The organism is Elioraea rosea (assembly GCF_007644105.1).
In the GTDB taxonomy this organism is placed as follows: Bacteria; Pseudomonadota; Alphaproteobacteria; order Acetobacterales; family Acetobacteraceae; genus Elioraea_A; species Elioraea_A rosea.
Window position 1 is genome coordinate 113,157 of the sequence record NZ_VFAC01000005.1, and the last position, 17,535, is coordinate 130,691.

The following is a 17,535-nucleotide window of genomic DNA, read 5'->3' on the forward strand; positions in this document are numbered from 1 at the left end:
GCGATGCCGTCGCATCTTGCGCCGCCGACGCCGATCACTGCCCTGGCCGCAACGGTCGCTCTCGGCGCTGCGCCGGTCATCGTGCTCGGCCTCCTCGCGGCCGTGGGCGTGCTCGACGCGGGCGCTGCCCTGGCCGGATCTGCCGCGGTGCTCGCAACCTCTGGCGCCTGCGCCTGGCTGTGGCAGCGCGACATCGCGCGGCTGACGGATGCGCTGCGTGCCGCCGAGGCAGGTGCGCCGCGCGGCGCGCTGCCGGTGCTCCCGCCACTGCGACGGATCGCCGAGGCAGCGCAGCGCCTCGCCGAGGGCCTGCGCGAACGCGGCAGGGAGGCGGCGACGAACGCGTCGGCCGCCGTGCGCATCGTCGCCAGGCTGCCCGACCCGCTCGTCGTGCTCGGCGCCGAGGCACAGCCCGTGACGATGAACCCCGCTGCGCGCGCGCTTCTCGGCGAGGACGGGGCGGATTTGGCCGCCCTGCTGCGCAATCCCGGCCTGCGTGGGGCGGTCGATCGCACGCTTGCCGGCGCCGGACCGCAGACGGCGGAGGTGACCATCCCCGTGCCGATCGAGCGCGAGCTGCTCGCGCAGGCCATCCTGCTCGACCCGCCACTTGCCGATGGCGGCCGGCTCCTGCTCGTGCTGTCGGACCGCACCCGGGAGCGGCGGCTCGAGCAGATGCGGGCCGATTTCGTCGCCAATGCGAGCCACGAGCTGCGCACGCCGCTGACGAGCCTGATCGGCTTCATCGACACGCTTCTCGGCCCCGCGGCTGACGACAAGGAGGCGCAGCTTCGCTTCCTGCCGATCATGGCCGAGCAGGCGAGCCGCATGGGGCGGCTGATCGAGGACCTCCTCAGCCTGTCGCGAATCGAGCTCTCGGAGCACACGCCGCCGACGGGGGAGCTCGACCTCGGCGTTCTTGCGCGCCGTGCGGCGGAGGCGCTCGGCCCCCGGCTCGCGGCCAGGCGGGTGACGCTCGACATCGCCGTCGAGGAGGCGGTGCCGCCGGTGCTCGGCGACGCCGACCAGCTTTCCCAGGTGCTCGCCAACCTTCTGGACAACGCCTTGAAGTACGGCCGCGAAGGCGGGCGGATCGCGCTTGCCCTGCGGCGCGACGGGCCTGGCGGAGACAAGGCGCGGCGCCGCCCGGGCGTTGCGCTCGCCGTCACCGACGACGGCGCGGGCATCCCCCGCGTGCACATCCCGCGTCTGACGGAACGGTTCTATCGCGTCGATGCTGCACGCTCGCGCGCCGTCGGCGGCACGGGGCTCGGGCTCGCCATCGTCAAGCACATCGTCAACCGGCACCGCGGCGTGCTCGAGATCGAGAGCGAGGAGGGGCGCGGCAGCACCTTCACCGTGTGGCTTCCCGCCGCGACCGCCGCGGCCGACGCGGCGAAGGTTCAGGTGGCCGAGCCGCGATAGGCGGACCAGGCCGATCCGAGCGAGGCCATCTCGTCCGCCCCGAGCACGGGTGGCGCATCGGTGACGGCCAGAAGCGTGAGCCAGGTGCGCGCGAGTTCCTCGACGATCAGCGCCAGACCTACCGCGTCCTTCAGCGTCCGGCCGGCCGCCACGGCGCCGTGATGCGCGAGCAGGCAGGCATCGCGCGAGGCGAGCGCGGCGGCGGCATGCGCGGCAAGCGCCTCGCTTCCCGGCGTTGCGTAGGGTGCGCAGGGAATGTCCTCCCCACCCGCTGCGATGACGGTGTAGTGCACCGCCGGGATCGGACGGCGCAGCGCCGCGGCGGCCATCACGCTCGCCCCGTGGGTGTGCACCACCGCCGAAAGCTCGGGCCGCGCGTCGAGGATGGCGCGATGAAGCTGCCACTCGCTCGTCGGCCGGCCGCCGACGGCGACGTCGTTGGCGGCATCGAGCAGCACGATGTCGCCTTGCTCGAGCGTCGCGAGGTCACGCCCCGTGGGGGTGACGAGAAGCCCCGGCCCCTCGCGCAGCGAGAGGTTGCCTGCCGTGCCGGACACGAGGCCGAGGCGGGCAACCTCGCGTGACGCGGCGGCCAGCGCGGCGAAGGGACTCACGGAACGATCGCCTCCTCCGCGCGGAGGAGCTTCTCGCCCAGCGCTGCGGCGACGGCCGGGTGCGTCACGCGCCCGGCATGCACGTTGAGGCCGTTGAGGAGATGCGGGTCCTCCGCCATCGCGCGGCGCCAGCCCTTGCCGGCGAGCGCGATGACGAAGGAAAGGGTGGCGTTGTTCAGCGCCACGGCCGATGTGCGCGCCACCGCTCCGGGCATGTTGGTGACGCAGTAGTGCACCACGCCATCGACCACGTAGGTCGGGTCGGCATGCGTGGTCGGGCGGGAGGTTTCGAAGCAGCCGCCCTGGTCGATCGCGACATCGACCATCACGCTGCCGGGCCGCATGCGCGAGACGGTGGCGCGCGAGACGAGCTTCGGCGCCGCCGCACCCGCGACGAGCACCGCGCCGATGACGAGATCGGATTCGAGCACGGCCGCCTCGATCGAATCGAAGGTCGCGTAGACTGTGGCGACGCGGCCGTCGAACTCCTGGTCGAGCGCATCGAGGCGCTTGAGGTTGCGGTCGAACACCGTCACCCGCGCGCGCATGCCTGCGGCGATCCGCGCCGCGTTGGAGCCGACCACCCCGCCGCCGATGATGGCGACGCGCGCCCCACGCACCCCCGGCACGCCCGAGAGAAGGATGCCCGCGCCGCCATTCTCCTTCTCGAGGCAGCGCGCGCCGACCTGGATGGCCATCCGCCCGGCTACCTCGCTCATCGGCGCGAGAAGCGGCAGCGTGCCGGCACTGTCCGTCACCGTCTCGTATGCGATCGCCGTCGCGCCGGAGGCCATCAGCCCCTTCGTCTGCTCGGGGTCCGGCGCAAGGTGGAGATAGGTGAACAGAACCTGGCCAGGCCGCAGCATGGCGATCTCGGGTGCGAGCGGCTCCTTCACCTTCACGACAAGCTCGGCCTCGGCGAACACGGCCGCGGCATCGGGTGCGATGCGCGCGCCAGCCGCCTCGTAGGCGGCATCGGGGAAGCCGATCGCTGCCCCGGCGCCGGACTGCACGAGCACCGCATGGCCGAGATGGGTGAGCTCGCGAACAGACGCCGGTACGAGCCCGACGCGGTATTCGTGGACCTTGGTTTCCTTCGGAACGCCGATCAGCATCGCGTTATCCCCCTCATTTCCCCGTCGGAAGGAAGATGAATACCACGGCAGCGACCAGGCAGAGAGCGGCCGCGCCGTAGTTCCACGTCAGCCGCTCGCCGAGCACCATCACCGCGAAGCCCGCGAACACCGCCATGGTGATGACCTCCTGCATCACCTTGAGCTGCTGCGCCGAGTAGGTGCCGAAGCCGATCCGGTTGGCCGGCACGGCGAGGCAGTACTCGAAGAAGGCGATGCCCCAGGAGACCATGATCGCGAACGCCATCGACCATCCTGGCCGCTTCAGGTGCCCGTACCAGGCGAAGGTCATCAGCACGTTCGAGCCGATCAGCAGAACGGGGGGAAGAACGAACGCCATCCAGGAGCCTGTGGGAGGAAGCGTCATCGCGGAGCGTCCTTCGCGGGGGCGGGAAAGCGCCGAAGCAGCACGAGCATGATGGCAAGCCCGGGAACCGCGGCCGCGGTGGTGAGGAGGAAGAAGCGCGTCCAGCCCATCGCCTCGGCGAGATAGCCCGAAAGGCCGCCGATCGTGCGCAGCGGCAGCGCCGCGAGCGAGGAGAGAAGCGCATACTGCGTCGCGGTGAAGGCCGTGCTGGTCAGCGACGAGAGGTAGGCGACGAAGGCGGCATCGGCCAAGCCATCCGTTGCGTTCTCGACACCCACCTGGGCCCAGAGCATCGGCAGGCTCCGCCCCGCCTCGGCCAGCGCGACGTACATCAGGTTCGAGAGCATCTGCATCAGCCCGGTGATGACGAGCGACCGGCCCGTGCCGATCGCGGCGACCAGCAGGCCGCCGAGCGCGACGCCGCCGAGCGTCGCGAACAGCCCGAACACGCCCGAGACCGCCGCGACGTCCTCCCGCGAGAAGCCGATGGAGCGATAGAACGGCGCGGTCATGATGCCGGCGAGCGCCTCGCCGAGCTTGAACAGCGCCACGAAGGCGAGGATCAGCCACGCACCGGGGCGGGAGAGGAAGTCCCGGAACGGCGCGACGACGGCGGCGGCAAGCCATTCGCTCCAGCCCGCGCGCGAATAACCTCTCGGCGGTGGCGGTTCCTCGGCGAGGATCAGCGTCGTCGCAAGCCCGACGGCCATCAGCGAGGCCATGGCCACGAACGCGCCCTGCCAGCCGAGACGCGCGACCGAGTACAGCACCCCGGCATTGGCGACGAGCAGCGCGACGCGATAGCCCCAGACATAGGCGGCGAGCCCGAGGCCCTGGCGCTCCTGCGGCAGGCTTTCGATGCGGAACGCATCGATGGCGATGTCCTGCGTCGCGGAGAGGAACGCGACGGCGACGGCCACCGACACCGTCGCCGTCGGGTTGGACGCCGGGTCGGTCAAGGCCATCGCTGCGATGGAGAGCGCGAGCAGGGCCTGGACGGGCGCGAGCCAGCCGCGGCGCCGGCCCAGGCTCGGCATCGGGGCGCGCGCGTGGTCGAGCAGCGGCGCCCAGAGGAACTTCAGCGAGTAGGAGAGGCCGATGAGCGCGGTGAGCCCGATCTGGCCGAGCGGAACGTTGGCCTCAGAGAACCATTGCCGCAGCGTGAAGCCTGTGAGCGGCAGGGGCAGCCCGGCGGAGAAGCCGAGCAAGAGCATGACGAGGAGCTTGCGGTCGAACCAGGCCGCCCGCATGCGGGCTCAGGTCCCGCCATGCGGAGCGGCGAACTCCGGCACCATGACGGAGAGGATGGCAAGCGCCGGCTTCTCGCGCCCCTCGCGCGCGGCGGCGGCTGCCTCGTCCATCGCGCGCGCGACGATCGCAAGGTCGACCACCCGCGGGCGCGCGACGAGCAGGCCCGCGATCTCGAGCGGCACCACCTCCTCGCGGCCGTGGAACAGCTCCTCGTAGAGCTTCTCGCCGGGGCGGAGGCCGGTGAAGGTGATCTTCACGTCCACCTCCGGGCGGAGGCCGGCGAGGCGGATCATCTTCCGCGCGAGATCGAGGATGCGGACGGGCTTGCCCATGTCGAGCACGAAGATCGCCCCGCGCTCCACCGTCTCGGCCACCGCCCCGCCCTGCACCATCGTTGCCATGGCGAGAAGAACGAGGCTCACCGCCTCCTTCGTCGTCATGAAGTAGCGCACCATGTCGGGGTGCGTGACGGTGAGCGGCCCACCGCGGGCAAGCTGCGCCTGGAACAGCGGCACCACCGAGCCCGTGGAGCCGAGAACGTTGCCGAAGCGCACCGTGACGAAGCGCGTGGGGTTCTTCGCGTCCTTCGTGCGCAGGTCGAGCCCCTGGCAGTACATCTCGGCGAGCCGCTTCGTCGCGCCCATCACCGAAGTGGGGTTCACCGCCTTGTCGGTCGAGATCAGCACCATCGCCTCGGCGCCGACGGAGACGGCGGCGTCGGCCACGTTGCGCGTGCCGTAGGCGTTGGTCAGCACCGCCTCGAGCGGGTTGGCCTCGACGAGCGGGACGTGCTTCAGCGCTGCGGCGTGGAACACGAGCTCGGGGCGGGAGCGGGCGAAGAGGGCGGCGATGCGCTCGCGGTCGCGGATGTCGCCGATCACCGCCTCGCGTGCAAGCCGCGGGTGGGCGACGCCGATCTCCATGTCGATCGCGTAGAGGGCGTACTCGCCGTTGTCGAGAAGCGTCAGATGCGCCGGCCCGGCCTCGGCGATCTGGCGCACGAGCTCGGAGCCGATCGAGCCGCCCGCGCCGGTGACGAGCACGCGCTTGCCGCGCGATACCGCGGCGATGCTCGCACGGTCGATCGGCATCTCCGGCCGGTCGAGCAGGGCCTGCGGGTCGGTCGGCGCATCCTCACGGCGGCGATGCGGGCGGCGTGGCCGCAGATCGGACGGGCGGGGAACCTCGAACAGGGGCAGGCCGCGCGTCTCCGCCGCTGCGCGAAGCTGCGTCAGCGAAAGCCCCGAGATGGCGCGCGAGGCGACGGCGATGGCCGCGGGCGCATCGCCGGTCCCGGCAAGGCGGTCGAGCACCAGCGTGACGTCGCCGAGGCTCCCGAGCACCGGCGTGCCATGCAGCCTCTGGCCCACCAGCGCCGGGTCGACCGAGAGCATGCCGACGATTCGGTACCGCGCCCCGCTCTGCCGCTCGAGCGCGCGAAGCAGGAGCTCGGCATGGTCGCCCGCACCGGCGAGCAGAACCGGCGCCGCCTCTGGGTCGCGCCGCACGCTGACCAGAAGCGAGAGACGGTAGAGCCCGCGCGCGCCGATCAGCAGGCTCGGCAGGAACAGCAGCAGAAGCGCGATGGTGCCCGGCCGCGGCGGGTGCGGCAGCGCGAGATGGGCGGCGAGGCTGCCGAGGATAGCGGCGGCAATCGCCCCGCCTGCCGCGCGCGCCATCTCGACCGTTCCGCCATGGCGCCAGGAATCGCGCGGCACGCCGAGGGCGGCGAGCACGATGGCAGCGATCGCCGCGGTGCCTGCCATGCGCACGGGCAGGACTGAGGCCGGCACGCCGAACCAGGCAACCTCCGGCAGCGACGCCGCCCCCGCGGCAAGCGCGGCGAGCACCGCATCGGCGAGCAGGATGACGGGGCGTCGTGCGAGGGAGCGGCGGAGGGTCGGGGCCAGCATCGTCGAGGGGGTTGGGGACGGGGTTCGGGCCACGCGACTCGGCCGGGTTCACCCCCTGTCCACGCGGCGGGGCACCCTAGGCGAAGCGGCCCCGCCGATCAAACCGCGCGCCGACCCTTCGGCGATGATGTCACTCCCGCGCGAGTTCCTGCTCGACGAGCGTCGCCCAGTAGCTGGCCCCGAGCGGCAGGATCGCGTCGTTGAAATCGTACTTGGAGTTGTGCACGGGGGTGCCGCCCTTGCCGTCCGGCCCCCTCTGGCCGAAGCGGACGAAGCAGCCGGGCACCTTCTGCGCCATGTAGGCGAAATCCTCTCCGCCGAGGGTGAGCGGCTTCTCGCGGTGCACGCGGGAGGGGTCGATCACCTTCGCCGCCGCGGCGGCCGCACGCTCCGTCGCGTCGGGGTTGTTCATCACGATCGGGTAGCCGCGGCTGTACTCGAACCGCACCGTCGCCCCCTGGCTCTCGGCGATGGCCCTGGCGATCGCGCCCATCTGCGCCTCGAGCATGTCCTGCGTCTCGGGCTTCATCGTGCGCACGGTGCCGTTGATGAAGGCCGTCTCGGGGATGACGTTGCCGGCAGAGCCCGCGTGGAACTGGGTGATCGAGAGCACCGCCGCGTCCGCCGGGTCGAGCCTGCGGGAGACGAGCGTCTGGTAGGCCATCACGATCTGCGCGCCGATGGTGATCGGGTCGATCGTGACGTGCGGGCGGGCGGCGTGGCCACCGCGGCCATCGACATGGATGATGAAACGATCCGATGCCGCACTGTTCGGGCCGGCGACGACGTACATCTCGCCGATCGGCAGGTTGGTGTCGTTGTGCGCGCCGTACACGGCATCGGCCGGGAAGAGGTCGAACAGCCCTTCCTCGACCATGATGCGCCCGCCGCCCGCGCCTTCCTCGGCTGGCTGGAACACGAAATGCACCGTGCCGTCGAAGTTCTTCGTCTCGGCGAGGTAGCGCGCGGCGCCGAGCAGCATGGTGGTGTGCCCGTCATGCCCGCAGGCGTGCATCTTGCCTGCGAACTGGCTGCGATGGGGAAAGTCGTTCGCCTCCTCCATCGGCAGCGCATCCATGTCGGCGCGGATGGCGATGGCGCGGTTCGAGTTGCCCACCTTCAGCGTGCCGACGACGCCGGTGGTGGCGAGCCCGGCGTGTACCTTGATGCCCCAGGCGGCCAGCTTCTCGGCGACGATCGCGGCCGTGCGGTGCTCCTCGAGCCCGAGCTCGGGGTGCGCATGCAGGTCGCGCCGCCAGGCAGTCATGTCGTCTGCGAAGGCGGCGATGCGGTTGTGGATGGGCATGGGGTGCTCCGTGCCGGAAAGCGGGTCGGGCCGGAAGGAAGCACGGGGGGCGGGTGAGGGGAAGGGCACAGGCTCGAAACCCGGCCCTTCGACCAGCAATCACCCTGAAACAAACCCTCAGCACGGTCGCGCAACCACACACACCCCGAGCCGCGAGCATGCCGATGCAACGCCTTCCCCTCATCTTCCTCGCCACCGCCGCCTTCTGCCTTCTGCTCGGCACCGGTCTCGGCATCGGCATGGGCATCGCGCATGACTTCCGCTTCTCGCCCGTACACGCCCACCTGAACCTGCTGGGCTGGACGTCGCTCGCGCTCATGGGGCTCACCTACGCGGTCTACCCTGCGCTCGGGCAGAACCGGCTCGCGGCCATCGCTCAGTTCACGCTCTCTGGCGTTTCGGCGCTGCTCTTCCCCGTCGGCATCGCGATCTCGATCGACACGGGCAACCCGGGCTTCGCCATCGCCACCTCGCTCGCCTGGTTCGCAGGTGTCGCGCTGTTCCTCGCGAGAATCGTGCTGCTCGCCCTCCGGCCGGATGCCGCCGCACCGCGCCGCCGCGCGAGTGACCGGATGCTGCACGTACCCGCCGAGTGATCCCGCCGGAACCGCGCCGCTTGCCACGGCATCACGCCGTTGCATCGCCGTCGCTCCCGCCATCCCGCGCCGCGCCCTTCCCGCGCGCCAGGGGCCGCAGCACCATGCATGACAGCGCGTTCACGTTCGGAAGGCGCCGATTCGGCTGCTGTGCGCGACCGATCTCTCCTCCTGCTCCGACAGGCCGATGCGGCGCGCCGGAATTCTGGCCCGGACGCGCCGCGCCGCGCTGACGCTTCTCTCCGTCGTTGATGACGATCAGCCCGCAGCGCTCGTGGAGAGCGAGCGGCGACAGGTCGCGGCGCTGCTCGCCGAGCTCGCCGCCACGGTGGCCGAGCTCCAGGGCATGACGCCCGAGCTCATTGTGGAACCCGGCGATCCGTTCGACACCATCCTCCGCTTCGCCGATGCGCACGACGTCGATCTGATCGTCATGGGCGAGCACAGGCGAAGGCTGCTGCGCGACATCATCGTCGGCACCACGGTCGAGCGCGTGATGCGGCTGGGGCGCCACCCTGTGCTGACGGCCAACGCGCCGGCGGAGTGCCCCTATCGCCGCGTGCTCGCCGCCGTCGATCTCGCCGAGGAGGGTGCACCGGCGCTTCCCGCTTCGTCCCGGCTCGGGCTGCTCGATGGCGCCGCGCTCACCCTGTTCCGCGCCTTCACGCCGCTCGCCCAGTCGGCGCTCGTGGTCGGCGATGCCGGGCGGCGGGAGCTGGAGCGGCAGGGCGCCGAGGAGGGTGCCCGGACGCGCGAGGCGCTGGCCCCGGCTCGCCGCGGCGCAGGGCCTCGGGTCATGCGAGATCGTGGTACAGCAGACGCCCGTGTTCGAGGCGCTCGCCGGCGCCGTGGCGGCGACGCTTCCCGACCGCGTGGTGATGGCAACGCGGGCGCCTGGGCCCCTGGGGCGGGTGATGCTCGGAAGCGTGGCCGAGCAGGCGCTATGCCCCTTCACCAGCGACGTGCTGTTGGTGCCGGCGCCGTGACCTGGCGCACAGCAACGGCGCCGATACACATCGGGCCGTGATCGACATCACCCGGTAATATTTGCCCGGCATGCTCTGCTCGGTCATCGCAACGAGCAGCCTGGTGCCGCCATGAAGCGCATCGCCCTCTTCCTCCTCGCAGCAGCCTCGGCGGCCGCAGCCGCTGCCGCTGCCGCCCTCGTCGCCACGGGTGGCCTCGGGCCGATCCGCATCGCGCCGGAGCATGCGCATCTCAACGTGCTGGCCTGGGCGGCGCTCGGCGTGATGTGGCTGACGATGCTCCGCAACCCCGTGCTGTTCGCCCATCGCGGCGCGGTGGCGGCCCAAGGCGCCCTCTCCGGCCTGCCCACGCTGCTCTTCCCGCTCGGCATCAGCCTCGCGCGCGACGGCGACCCCGCCATGCTGACGGCGCTGACGCTTCTCTGGTGCGCCGGCGCGGTGCTGTTTCTCGGGCGGCTGATCGCACTTCTCGCCCAGCGCGACGAGGGAGCGATCCCGGCGGCGTGACGGCGCCCGCGCCGCGCGCCATGCTGCGGCGATGGACGACGAACCGCCCCTGAACCCTGTCTCCTCCTACGGCCTGCGGCTCGTCATGGGCGTCATCGCGCCGGCGACGAACACGACCTCGCAGCCGGAGATGGAGGCGCTGCGGCCCGATGACGTCGTCAACGCCCATGCCCGCATCCCCAACCCCGACCGCGCCGTGTTCACCGATGCCGATCAGCGCGCCGTACGGGCCTCGATGGTCGAGGGCCTCGGCGCGGCGCTCGACACGCTCGCGCCCGCGCGGCCGGACCATGTCGTCATCGCGGTGATGGTCGAGACCTTCGTCGGCGGCGGCGAGCCGGGGGCGCGGCTTCTTGCCGATGCCACCGCGCGCATCGGCTGCCCGGTGACGGCGACGTCGCACGCGCTGCTCGCCGGGCTCGCCGCGTTGTCGGTCCGCCGCGTGGCGGTTCTGTCGCCCTTCCTCCCCGAGGGCCATGCGGCGGCGATCCGCTTCCTCGAGGAGGCGGGTCACCCGGTCGTCGCGAGCCACTCGATGAAGATCCACGGGCCCGCGGCGATCGGCCGCGTGCCGCCGATGCGGATCAGGCAGGCGCTCGCCGCGCTCGACACGAAGGAGGCGGAGGCGGTCGTCCAGGTCGGCACCAACCTGCCCTTCGCGGCGGTCGCGCTCGAGGTGGAGAGGGCGCTCGGCAAGCCGGTTCTCGCGTCGAACCCGGTCGCCTACTGGCACGCCCTCCGCCGCGCCGGCATAGAGGATCGGCGCAGCGACGCGGGGATGCTCTTCGCTCTGGCGTGAGCGATCAGGATTGCCGGCGGGCTGCCGACTGGCAGGCCTGCCTACGCCGCGTCGTCCTCGGCGCGGCGCTCGGCCTTCTTGCGGACATGCGGGTCGAGGTAGCGCTTGCGGAGGCGGATCGCGCCAGGCGTCACCTCCACGAGCTCGTCGTCCTCGATATAGGCGATGGCCTGCTCGAGGCTCATGCGCCGCGGCGGGGTCAGAAGCATCGCGTCATCCTTGCCGGCCGCGCGGATGTTTGTGAGCTTCTTCTCCTTGATCGGGTTCACCTCGAGGTCGCCGGCGCGGGAGTTCTCGCCGAGGATCATCCCCTCGTAGACCTTCTCGCCGGGGTTCACGAAGAGCGTGCCACGCTCCTGCAGGTAGAACAGCGCGTAGTGCACCGCCTCGCCGTCGGCGTTGCTGATCAGCGTGCCGTTGCGGCGCCCCTCGATCGGGCCCTTCCAGGGGCCGTAGCCGGCGAACAGCCGGTTCATGATGCCAGTGCCGCGCGTATCGGTCAGGAACTCGCCGTGGTAGCCGATCAGCCCGCGACTCGGGATCATGAAGGTAAGCCTGGTCTTGCCGCCGCCGGAGGGGCGCATGTCGCGAAGCTCGCCCTTCCTCTGCGACATCTTCTCGACGACCGCGCCCGTGTAGGCCTCGTCGACGTCGATCAGCACCTCCTCCATCGGCTCCTCGCGCGAGCCGGTCGCCTGGTCGCGGCGGAGGATGACGCGCGGGCGGCCGATAGCGAGCTCGAACCCCTCGCGGCGCATCGTCTCGATCAGCACGCCAAGCTGGAGCTCGCCGCGGCCGGACACCTCGAAGGCCTCCGCCTCCTCGCTGTCCTTCACCTTGATGGCGATGTTGCCCTCTGCCTCGCGGTAGAGCCTGTCGCGGATCTGGCGGGAGGTGACCTTCTTGCCCTCGCGGCCGGCGAGTGGCCCGTCATTGATGCGGAAGGTCATCGACAGCGTCGGCGGGTCGACCGGCGTCGCGGGAAGCGGCACCTCCTGCTCGGGCGCGCAGATCGTGTCCGGCACCGTCGCCTCGGCCAGCCCAGCGATGGCGATGATGTCGCCCGCCTCCGCTTCCTCCACCGGCACGCGCTCTAGGCCGCGGAAGCTCATCAGCTTGGAAAGCCGTCCGGTCTCGACCACCGTTCCGTCAGGCCGCATCACCTTCAGCGGCATGTTCACCCGCGCGCGGCCCTGCTCGAGGCGGCCGGTGAGAACGCGGCCGAGGAAGTTGTCGTAGTCGAGGATCGTGGCAGCCATCGCGAAGGGGGCCTCGGGGTCGAGCTTCGGCGCCGGCACGTGCTTCAGGATCAGCTCGAACAGGGCAGAGAGATCCTTGCGCGGCCCGTCCATGCTCGTGTCGGCCCAGCCCTGGCGGCCGGAGGCATAGAGCATCGGGAAATCGAGCTGGTCGTCATCCGCGCCCATGGCGGCGAAGAGGTCGAACACCTCGTTGTGCACCTCGTCGGCGCGCGCGTCCTGGCGGTCGACCTTGTTGACGACGACGATCGGGCGAAGCCCGCGCGCGAGCGCCTTGCCGACGACGAACTTGGTCTGCGGCAGCGGCCCCTCGGCGGCATCGACCAGGACGATCGCGCCATCGACCATGTTCAGGATGCGCTCCACCTCGCCGCCGAAATCGGCGTGGCCTGGCGTGTCGACGATGTTGATGCGGTTGCCCTGCCAGACGACCGAGGTGCACTTGGCAAGGATGGTGATGCCCCGCTCGCGCTCGAGGTCATTCCTGTCGAGCGCCCGCTCCGCCACAAGCTGGTTCTCGCGGAATGCGCCCGACTGCTTGAGGAGCTGGTCGACGAGGGTCGTCTTCCCATGGTCGACATGCGCAATGATCGCGACATTGCGGATCTCAGAAGTGCTCACGCACGCATCCCTTCAGATGAGCCGGGCCAGAGGCGCGGCGCAGGCACGGCAAAGGCCGGCGTCCTGGGCATCGAGAACTGTCCAGGGTCGGTCAGGTCGGCCGTGCGGCTTCGTTACGCGGCACACATAGGGGGGACGGGGCCAGGATGCGAGGAAAAAAGACAGCATGACTGTCCTGTGACGCTGTCTTCGCAAGCCGGGTACGCGTCGGCGAGCGCCGATGCCTATTTCGGGTCGGGCGGCGGGATGGCGCCCTTGATGGCGTACCAGTCTTCCTCCGGCACGGCCTTCTTCACCTCGACGCCTCCCCCCCAGTGGAACTCACCCCCCTCCGGGCCGGGCTGCACGGTGCCGGCCTCGGCGTCCATCAGGAGCTTGCCGGAGGCGAAGGCGGCAGCGGCGGCGAACACGCCCTGCAGGAAGGAGCCATCCGGCGCCGGCATGCGGGGGGTATCGGCGATCTCGAGCGTCAGGTACCGCGCCGCGCCGACCTGCCAGGCCGCCTCGGCCGCACGCTCCCGCTCCAGCTCCGACAGCCTCGCCCGCAGCGAGGCGATGGCCGCCTCCTGGGCGAGAAGCACCTGCGCCATCACGCCGGCCGGGTCCGACAGCCCGGCAGCCTTCTCGGCCGCGTAGCGCATCGCCTCCGGGTCATGCGACAGGCCCTGAAGATGGGCGATCCGCGTGAACAGCCGCGCGATCAACGCTGCCTCGTCACCGGTCATCGCCACCTCCCCATGGCCGCTCGCGTCACGCCAGCGCGCCGAACCGCTCGGAAGCGAGTTCGGCGAGGGGACGCACCGGGCGGGCGCCGTAATGGCTGATCGCCTCAGCCGCGGCGAGCGAGCCGAGCCGCCCGCACTGGGCGGCATCGCGCCCGCGCACGTGGCCGGCGAGGAAGCCGGCCGCATAGGCATCGCCCGCGCCCGTCGTGTCCACCACCTGGGCGGGCTCTGCCTCGATCGCATGGGTGGCGCCGCCTGCGACCACCACCGAGCCCTTCTCGCTCCGCGTCAGGCAGGCGATTCGCGTCTCGGCGCGGACCGCGTCGAGCGCCTCGGCGAAGCTCGTGACCTCATAGAGGGAGAGGATCTCCGCCTCGTTGGCGAAGAGGATATCCACCTCGTCGCGCACCAGCGCCCGGAACGCCGCGCGGTGGCGACCGACGCAGAACGGGTCCGACAGCGACAGCGCCACCTCCCGCCCGGCGGCATGGGCGACGGCGGCGGCCTTGCGGAACGCCGCCTGGGCGGCGGGTGGGTCGAACAGGTAGCCCTCGAGGTAGGTCACGGCGGAGGCTGCGACGAGCGCGTCGTCGATGTCGGGCTCGGCCAGGTTCACGCAGGCGCCGAGGAAGGTGTTCATGCTCCTCTGGGCATCGGGGGTGACGAGGATCAGGCAGCGCGCGGTCGGCGGCCCATCCGTCGCCGCAGGCGTCGTGAAGGCGACACCCGCGGCGCGGATGTCGTGGGCGAACACTGCGCCGAGCTGGTCGTTCCGCACCTTGCCGATGAACACACCCTTCGGCCCCCTGGCGCCGACCAGACTCGCGTAGGCCGCCATGGTGTTGCCGGCAGAACCGCCCGAGACCTCCACGGCAGGGCCCATCGCGGCATAGAGCTCCTCCGCGCGGGCCTCGTCGATCAGCGTCATCGCGCCCTTGGTGACCTGGTTCGCCGCGAGGAACGCGTCGTCGCAGCGCGCCAGGACGTCGACGATCGCGTTGCCGATGCCGAGAACGCCATACTCCGCCGCAGTGCTCATGCAACCTCCATGCTTTCCGCGTGCTTAGCGTGCCGCGCGCGGTTGCGCCATGATCGGAGCATCATGATCCAGGCCTGGCTTCTGGCGATCGGCCAGCTTTCCGACCCGCGCATGCGCAAGCCGCTCCTCATAGGCCTTGCCGCTGCCTTCGTGCTCTTCCTCCTCCTGTTCGGCGGCGGCACCTGGCTCGTCGCCTCCGCCGCAAGCGATGGCGGCTGGCTCGAGAGGGTGCTCGAGGCGCTTGGTGGCATCGCCGCCTTCGCCGTCGCGGTACTGCTGTTCGGCCCGGCCACGCTGATCGTCGCCGGCATGCTTCTCGACGACGTGGCAGACGCGGTCGAGGCGCGGCACTACCCCGCGCTGACACCGCCAAGGCGCCCGGGCCTCGCCGAACAGGCGCTGATGGGACTCGGCCTCGGCCTGCGCGTTCTCGGGCTTACCCTTCTCGCCCTGCCTGTTGCCCTCTTCCTGCCCGGCATCGGCTGGGTGGTCTGGCTCCTCGTCTCTTCCTATGCGCTGGCGCGCGAGTACTCCGAGCTCGCCGCGCTGAGGCGGATGGACCGTCCCGCCGTGCGGGCCTGGCGGCGGCGGCACCGGCTTTCCCTGATCGTGGCCGGCCTGCCTGCCGCGGCGCTGTCGATGGTCCCGATCGCGAACCTGCTCGTGCCTGTGCTCGGGGCGGCAGCCTTCACGCATATCGCGATACGCCTCGGCGCCGCGGGGCCAGCCGCCCGCCCGTGACGCACGGCCCTGCCGCGCTCGCCTGAGACGCGCATCCGAGGCGGGTTTTCCACGCCTCCACGTGCGTTGCGAGGCAAGGGGACGGGTGTATGATCCGCCCCCCGAGTCGGGCGGTCGCGGGCACGTTGCCGCACGGCATTCCGAAACGAAAAAGTCGAGGAAGACAGCCCTGTCCCTGTTCCCGAAGACGCGCAAGCCGTCAGACCCGTCGGCGCAGCCCGAGCGTGCCGCGACCGACCCCCGCACCATGATCCGCAGCAGCGAGAGCAACACCACGATGGCGACAAAGCCTGGCTTCCCCGCGACCGGCATTCCCCCCGCGCCCGCAGCCACGCCGACTCCGCCCATCGCCGGCCTGCGCCCGGCCGCCGCGCCCCAGGGCACCCGCCCGGCGACGTCCGACCGCCGCGCCCTCGTCGTCGGCCGCGGCATCGCCCTTGCCGGCGGCGCGATCAGCGATTGCGAACGCCTCGAGGTGCACGGGACGGTCGAGGTCAGCCTGAACCACGCGCTCGAGCTGTCGATCGCCGAATCGGGCGTGTTCCGCGGCGAGGCAGAGATCGAGGAGGCGGACATCTCCGGCGCCTTCGACGGCGCGATCACCGCCAAGGCACGCCTCGTCGTGCGCTCGACCGGCAGGCTCTCCGGGACGATCCGCTGTGCGCGGCTGATGGTCGAGGAAGGCGCGCAGGTATCCGGACGCATCGAGATGATCGCCCCCTCCGCCGCGCCCGCCCAGGCGCAGGCCGCTCCCGCCGCCCAGGGCAGCGCGCCCGACCCCTATGCTGCTCCGGCAGAGCCCGCGTTCGCCCGGACCTGATCCCGCCAACCCGGCCCAGGGAGCGCCGCGAAGAGCCCCATGCGCCGTTCTCCCCTCGCCGCCCTCGCGCTCGTCGCGGGGGCGGCCTTTCTGCAGGCGTGCACGCCGGCTCAACCCTCGCGCGAGGACCTCGGCGCGTCACTCGCGCCAGAGCCGAACCCGCCTCTCTCCCGGGCACCGCCCGCCCTCGTCGCGTCGTCGGGTCCCGCCATCCGCCACCAGGGCGACGCGCAGTTCACGCCCGCCGCGGCATCGATCCCGTCTCCGAGGCGCGGCACCTCGCCCGCCCCGCTCCGCTCGCCACGCTCGGCGCGCGACCTCGCCGGCATGACCGACGGGCAGCTCCTCGCCGTGATGGGCGAGCCTGACCTGAAGCGGGCGGAAGAGGGCGCCGAGGCCTGGCTGTACCGGAGCCAGGCCTGCCTGCTCGATGTGTTCCTCGAAGCCGAGAAACCTGGCGAGGAGCCTCGCGTGGTGCTCGCGACCGCCCGCCCGCTCGGCTCGACCCAGGTGGCGGAGGAAGCCTGCCTGCGCGGCCTCGCCCGCGCCCGCGCAGGGCTGCGGCAGCCGTTCCAGCCATGAAAGAGACGGCTCAGCCGTAGCGGAGCAGCCTCTGGCCATGTGCGGCCAGCCAGACCTTCGCCGCGTCCGCATGCGGCGTGAGCCGTGCGACGGCCGCCCAGAACCGCGGGCCATGATTCATCTCGGCGAGATGCGCGACCTCGTGCGCGATGACGTAGTCGAGAACCCAGGGCGGGGTGAGAACCAGCCGCCAGGAGAAGGCGAGCGTTCCATCCGGCGCGCAGGAGGCCCAGCGGCTGCGCGGGTCCTTGATACTGATGCGCGCGAAGCGACGCGCGATACGCCCGGCATGGATCGCGGCGCGTGGCGCGATCTCGGCCTTCGCATGCTCGCGCAGCCAGGCGGTGACGCGCCGCGACAGGAAGCTCGGATCGCCCGAGACGTGGATCTCCTCGCCCTCGAGCCACACGCCGCCCACGGCACCGGGACGATGGCGGATGGCATGCGGGCGGCCCAGAAGCGGAACGATCGCGCCGTCGATGAAAGGTACGCGTGGCGAGAGCGCTGCGAGCCGCTCCCTCACCCAGTCGGCATGCGCGCGCAGGAGCGCGACACCCTGGTTCCGGCCGGCGCGCATCGGCAACGTCACCACGACCGAGCCCGAGGTGGGGTCGATCCGCAGCGTGACGCGGCGCGCGCGGGGGCTTCGCCGCCACTCCACCTCGACGGCGCCATGCTCGAGCGCGAGCGTCTCGCGCGCCGGCCCAGGCGCGGCGCGCAGCGGGAAGGCAGGTCGGGCCGAGGCATCTCGGAGGGTGCTGGCGCGGGGCATGGGCCGGGGCAGAATGCCGCGCCACACCCCGGGTGTTCAACCGCCCGATGACGATGGCTGCCTGGAGCAGACGCGCGCC

General features: G+C 71.6%; 18 protein-coding genes. 8 read left to right on the forward strand and 10 right to left on the reverse strand.

The window, feature by feature from the left end:
• Positions 1–3 precede the first annotated feature (3 nt).
• Positions 4–1,425, forward strand: a complete 1,422-nt coding sequence (locus tag FIF60_RS05760) for an ATP-binding protein (protein WP_144184764.1) — start codon at positions 4–6, stop codon at positions 1,423–1,425.
• On the opposite strand, the gene FIF60_RS05765 is transcribed toward FIF60_RS05760, so the two are convergent.
• The 6 genes from FIF60_RS05765 to FIF60_RS05790 form a co-directional block, all read right to left on the reverse strand.
• Complete coding sequence (locus FIF60_RS05765) at positions 1,404–2,039, reverse strand: class II aldolase/adducin family protein (RefSeq protein ID WP_144184766.1); 636 nt, start codon at positions 2,037–2,039, stop codon at positions 1,404–1,406. The genes FIF60_RS05760 and FIF60_RS05765 overlap by 22 nt on opposite strands.
• Positions 2,036–3,154 carry an alanine dehydrogenase gene (gene ald, locus FIF60_RS05770; RefSeq protein WP_144184768.1) on the reverse strand — a complete coding sequence of 373 codons (1,119 nt, stop codon included), beginning with the start codon at positions 3,152–3,154 and terminating at the stop codon, positions 2,036–2,038. The genes FIF60_RS05765 and ald overlap by 4 nt, the downstream gene beginning before the upstream one ends.
• Before the next feature lie 13 nt (positions 3,155–3,167).
• A complete protein-coding gene (locus tag FIF60_RS05775; RefSeq protein ID WP_204251120.1) occupies positions 3,168–3,539 on the reverse strand; it encodes a DMT family protein in 372 nt (123 codons plus the stop codon).
• Positions 3,536–4,789: an AmpG family muropeptide MFS transporter gene (locus tag FIF60_RS05780; RefSeq protein ID WP_144184770.1), complete on the reverse strand. Its 1,254-nt coding sequence runs from the start codon at positions 4,787–4,789 to the stop codon at positions 3,536–3,538. Before FIF60_RS05780 ends, FIF60_RS05775 begins: the two co-directional genes overlap by 4 nt.
• A gap of 6 nt (positions 4,790–4,795) precedes the next feature.
• Positions 4,796–6,703, reverse strand: a complete 1,908-nt coding sequence (locus FIF60_RS05785; RefSeq protein ID WP_144184772.1) for a polysaccharide biosynthesis protein — start codon at positions 6,701–6,703, stop codon at positions 4,796–4,798.
• A gap of 130 nt (positions 6,704–6,833) precedes the next feature.
• On the reverse strand, positions 6,834–8,009 hold the full coding sequence (locus FIF60_RS05790; RefSeq protein ID WP_144184774.1) for a M20 aminoacylase family protein: 1,176 nt from the start codon (positions 8,007–8,009) through the stop codon (positions 6,834–6,836).
• A gap of 164 nt (positions 8,010–8,173) precedes the next feature.
• On the opposite strand from FIF60_RS05790, the gene FIF60_RS05795 reads away from it, so the two are divergent.
• The 4 genes from FIF60_RS05795 to FIF60_RS05810 all read left to right on the forward strand — a co-directional run bounded on the left by FIF60_RS05795 (position 8,174) and on the right by FIF60_RS05810 (position 10,897).
• The gene (locus tag FIF60_RS05795) at positions 8,174–8,605 is read left to right on the forward strand and encodes a cytochrome-c oxidase (RefSeq protein ID WP_144184775.1); all 432 of its coding nucleotides are present in this window, start codon (positions 8,174–8,176) and stop codon (positions 8,603–8,605) included.
• Between the two features lie 148 nt (positions 8,606–8,753).
• Positions 8,754–9,632 carry a universal stress protein gene (locus tag FIF60_RS05800; RefSeq protein ID WP_275426713.1) on the forward strand — a complete coding sequence of 293 codons (879 nt, stop codon included), beginning with the start codon at positions 8,754–8,756 and terminating at the stop codon, positions 9,630–9,632.
• A 70-nt stretch (positions 9,633–9,702) separates the two neighbouring features.
• Positions 9,703–10,098, forward strand: a complete 396-nt coding sequence (locus tag FIF60_RS05805; protein ID WP_144184780.1) for a hypothetical protein — start codon at positions 9,703–9,705, stop codon at positions 10,096–10,098.
• A 31-nt stretch (positions 10,099–10,129) separates the two neighbouring features.
• Positions 10,130–10,897 carry a maleate cis-trans isomerase family protein gene (locus FIF60_RS05810; protein ID WP_144184782.1) on the forward strand — a complete coding sequence of 256 codons (768 nt, stop codon included), beginning with the start codon at positions 10,130–10,132 and terminating at the stop codon, positions 10,895–10,897.
• Positions 10,898–10,938: 41 nt separating this feature from the next.
• Here FIF60_RS05810 and typA read toward each other — a convergent pair whose 3' ends face one another.
• The 3 genes from typA to FIF60_RS05825 all read right to left on the reverse strand — a co-directional run bounded on the left by typA (position 10,939) and on the right by FIF60_RS05825 (position 14,541).
• The gene (gene typA, locus FIF60_RS05815) at positions 10,939–12,777 is read right to left on the reverse strand and encodes a translational GTPase TypA (protein ID WP_144184784.1); all 1,839 of its coding nucleotides are present in this window, start codon (positions 12,775–12,777) and stop codon (positions 10,939–10,941) included.
• 224 nt (positions 12,778–13,001) lie between these two features.
• Positions 13,002–13,502, reverse strand: a complete 501-nt coding sequence (locus FIF60_RS05820; protein ID WP_144184786.1) for a DUF2076 domain-containing protein — start codon at positions 13,500–13,502, stop codon at positions 13,002–13,004.
• A 25-nt stretch (positions 13,503–13,527) separates the two neighbouring features.
• Positions 13,528–14,541: an adenosine kinase gene (locus tag FIF60_RS05825; RefSeq protein WP_144184788.1), complete on the reverse strand. Its 1,014-nt coding sequence runs from the start codon at positions 14,539–14,541 to the stop codon at positions 13,528–13,530.
• 63 nt (positions 14,542–14,604) lie between these two features.
• On the opposite strand from FIF60_RS05825, the gene FIF60_RS05830 reads away from it, so the two are divergent.
• The 3 genes from FIF60_RS05830 (at position 14,605) to FIF60_RS05840 (ending at position 16,684) form a co-directional block, all read left to right on the forward strand.
• Entirely contained in the window at positions 14,605–15,282 is a 678-nt protein-coding gene (locus FIF60_RS05830) for an EI24 domain-containing protein (protein ID WP_158639082.1), read from the forward strand.
• Positions 15,283–15,529: 247 nt separating this feature from the next.
• Positions 15,530–16,102 (forward strand): bactofilin family protein, encoded by a 573-nt coding sequence (locus FIF60_RS05835; protein ID WP_239451506.1) that lies wholly within the window; start codon positions 15,530–15,532, stop codon positions 16,100–16,102.
• Between the two features lie 39 nt (positions 16,103–16,141).
• Complete coding sequence (locus FIF60_RS05840; RefSeq protein ID WP_144184794.1) at positions 16,142–16,684, forward strand: hypothetical protein; 543 nt, start codon at positions 16,142–16,144, stop codon at positions 16,682–16,684.
• Positions 16,685–16,694: 10 nt separating this feature from the next.
• On the opposite strand, the gene FIF60_RS05845 is transcribed toward FIF60_RS05840, so the two are convergent.
• Positions 16,695–17,456: a M48 family metallopeptidase gene (locus tag FIF60_RS05845; RefSeq protein ID WP_144184796.1), complete on the reverse strand. Its 762-nt coding sequence runs from the start codon at positions 17,454–17,456 to the stop codon at positions 16,695–16,697.
• Positions 17,457–17,535: the final 79 nt, after the last annotated feature.

Bases quoted from the DNA above. Each gene is read 5' to 3' on its own strand.
- FIF60_RS05760 (WP_144184764.1), top strand. From the start codon at position 4: ATGCCGTCGCATCTTGCGCCGCCGACGCCGATCACTGCCCTGGCCGCA.
- ald (WP_144184768.1), bottom strand. From the start codon at position 3,154: ATGCTGATCGGCGTTCCGAAGGAAACCAAGGTCCACGAATACCGCGTC.
- FIF60_RS05775 (WP_204251120.1), bottom strand. From the start codon at position 3,539: ATGACGCTTCCTCCCACAGGCTCCTGGATGGCGTTCGTTCTTCCCCCC.
- FIF60_RS05780 (WP_144184770.1), bottom strand. From the start codon at position 4,789: ATGCGGGCGGCCTGGTTCGACCGCAAGCTCCTCGTCATGCTCTTGCTC.
- FIF60_RS05785 (WP_144184772.1), bottom strand. From the start codon at position 6,703: ATGCTGGCCCCGACCCTCCGCCGCTCCCTCGCACGACGCCCCGTCATC.
- FIF60_RS05790 (WP_144184774.1), bottom strand. From the start codon at position 8,009: ATGCCCATCCACAACCGCATCGCCGCCTTCGCAGACGACATGACTGCC.
- FIF60_RS05795 (WP_144184775.1), top strand. From the start codon at position 8,174: ATGCAACGCCTTCCCCTCATCTTCCTCGCCACCGCCGCCTTCTGCCTT.
- FIF60_RS05805 (WP_144184780.1), top strand. From the start codon at position 9,703: ATGAAGCGCATCGCCCTCTTCCTCCTCGCAGCAGCCTCGGCGGCCGCA.
- FIF60_RS05810 (WP_144184782.1), top strand. From the start codon at position 10,130: ATGGACGACGAACCGCCCCTGAACCCTGTCTCCTCCTACGGCCTGCGG.
- FIF60_RS05820 (WP_144184786.1), bottom strand. From the start codon at position 13,502: ATGACCGGTGACGAGGCAGCGTTGATCGCGCGGCTGTTCACGCGGATC.
- FIF60_RS05825 (WP_144184788.1), bottom strand. From the start codon at position 14,541: ATGAGCACTGCGGCGGAGTATGGCGTTCTCGGCATCGGCAACGCGATC.
- FIF60_RS05830 (WP_158639082.1), top strand. From the start codon at position 14,605: ATGATCCAGGCCTGGCTTCTGGCGATCGGCCAGCTTTCCGACCCGCGC.
- FIF60_RS05835 (WP_239451506.1), top strand. From the start codon at position 15,530: ATGATCCGCAGCAGCGAGAGCAACACCACGATGGCGACAAAGCCTGGC.
- FIF60_RS05840 (WP_144184794.1), top strand. From the start codon at position 16,142: ATGCGCCGTTCTCCCCTCGCCGCCCTCGCGCTCGTCGCGGGGGCGGCC.
- FIF60_RS05845 (WP_144184796.1), bottom strand. From the start codon at position 17,456: ATGCCCCGCGCCAGCACCCTCCGAGATGCCTCGGCCCGACCTGCCTTC.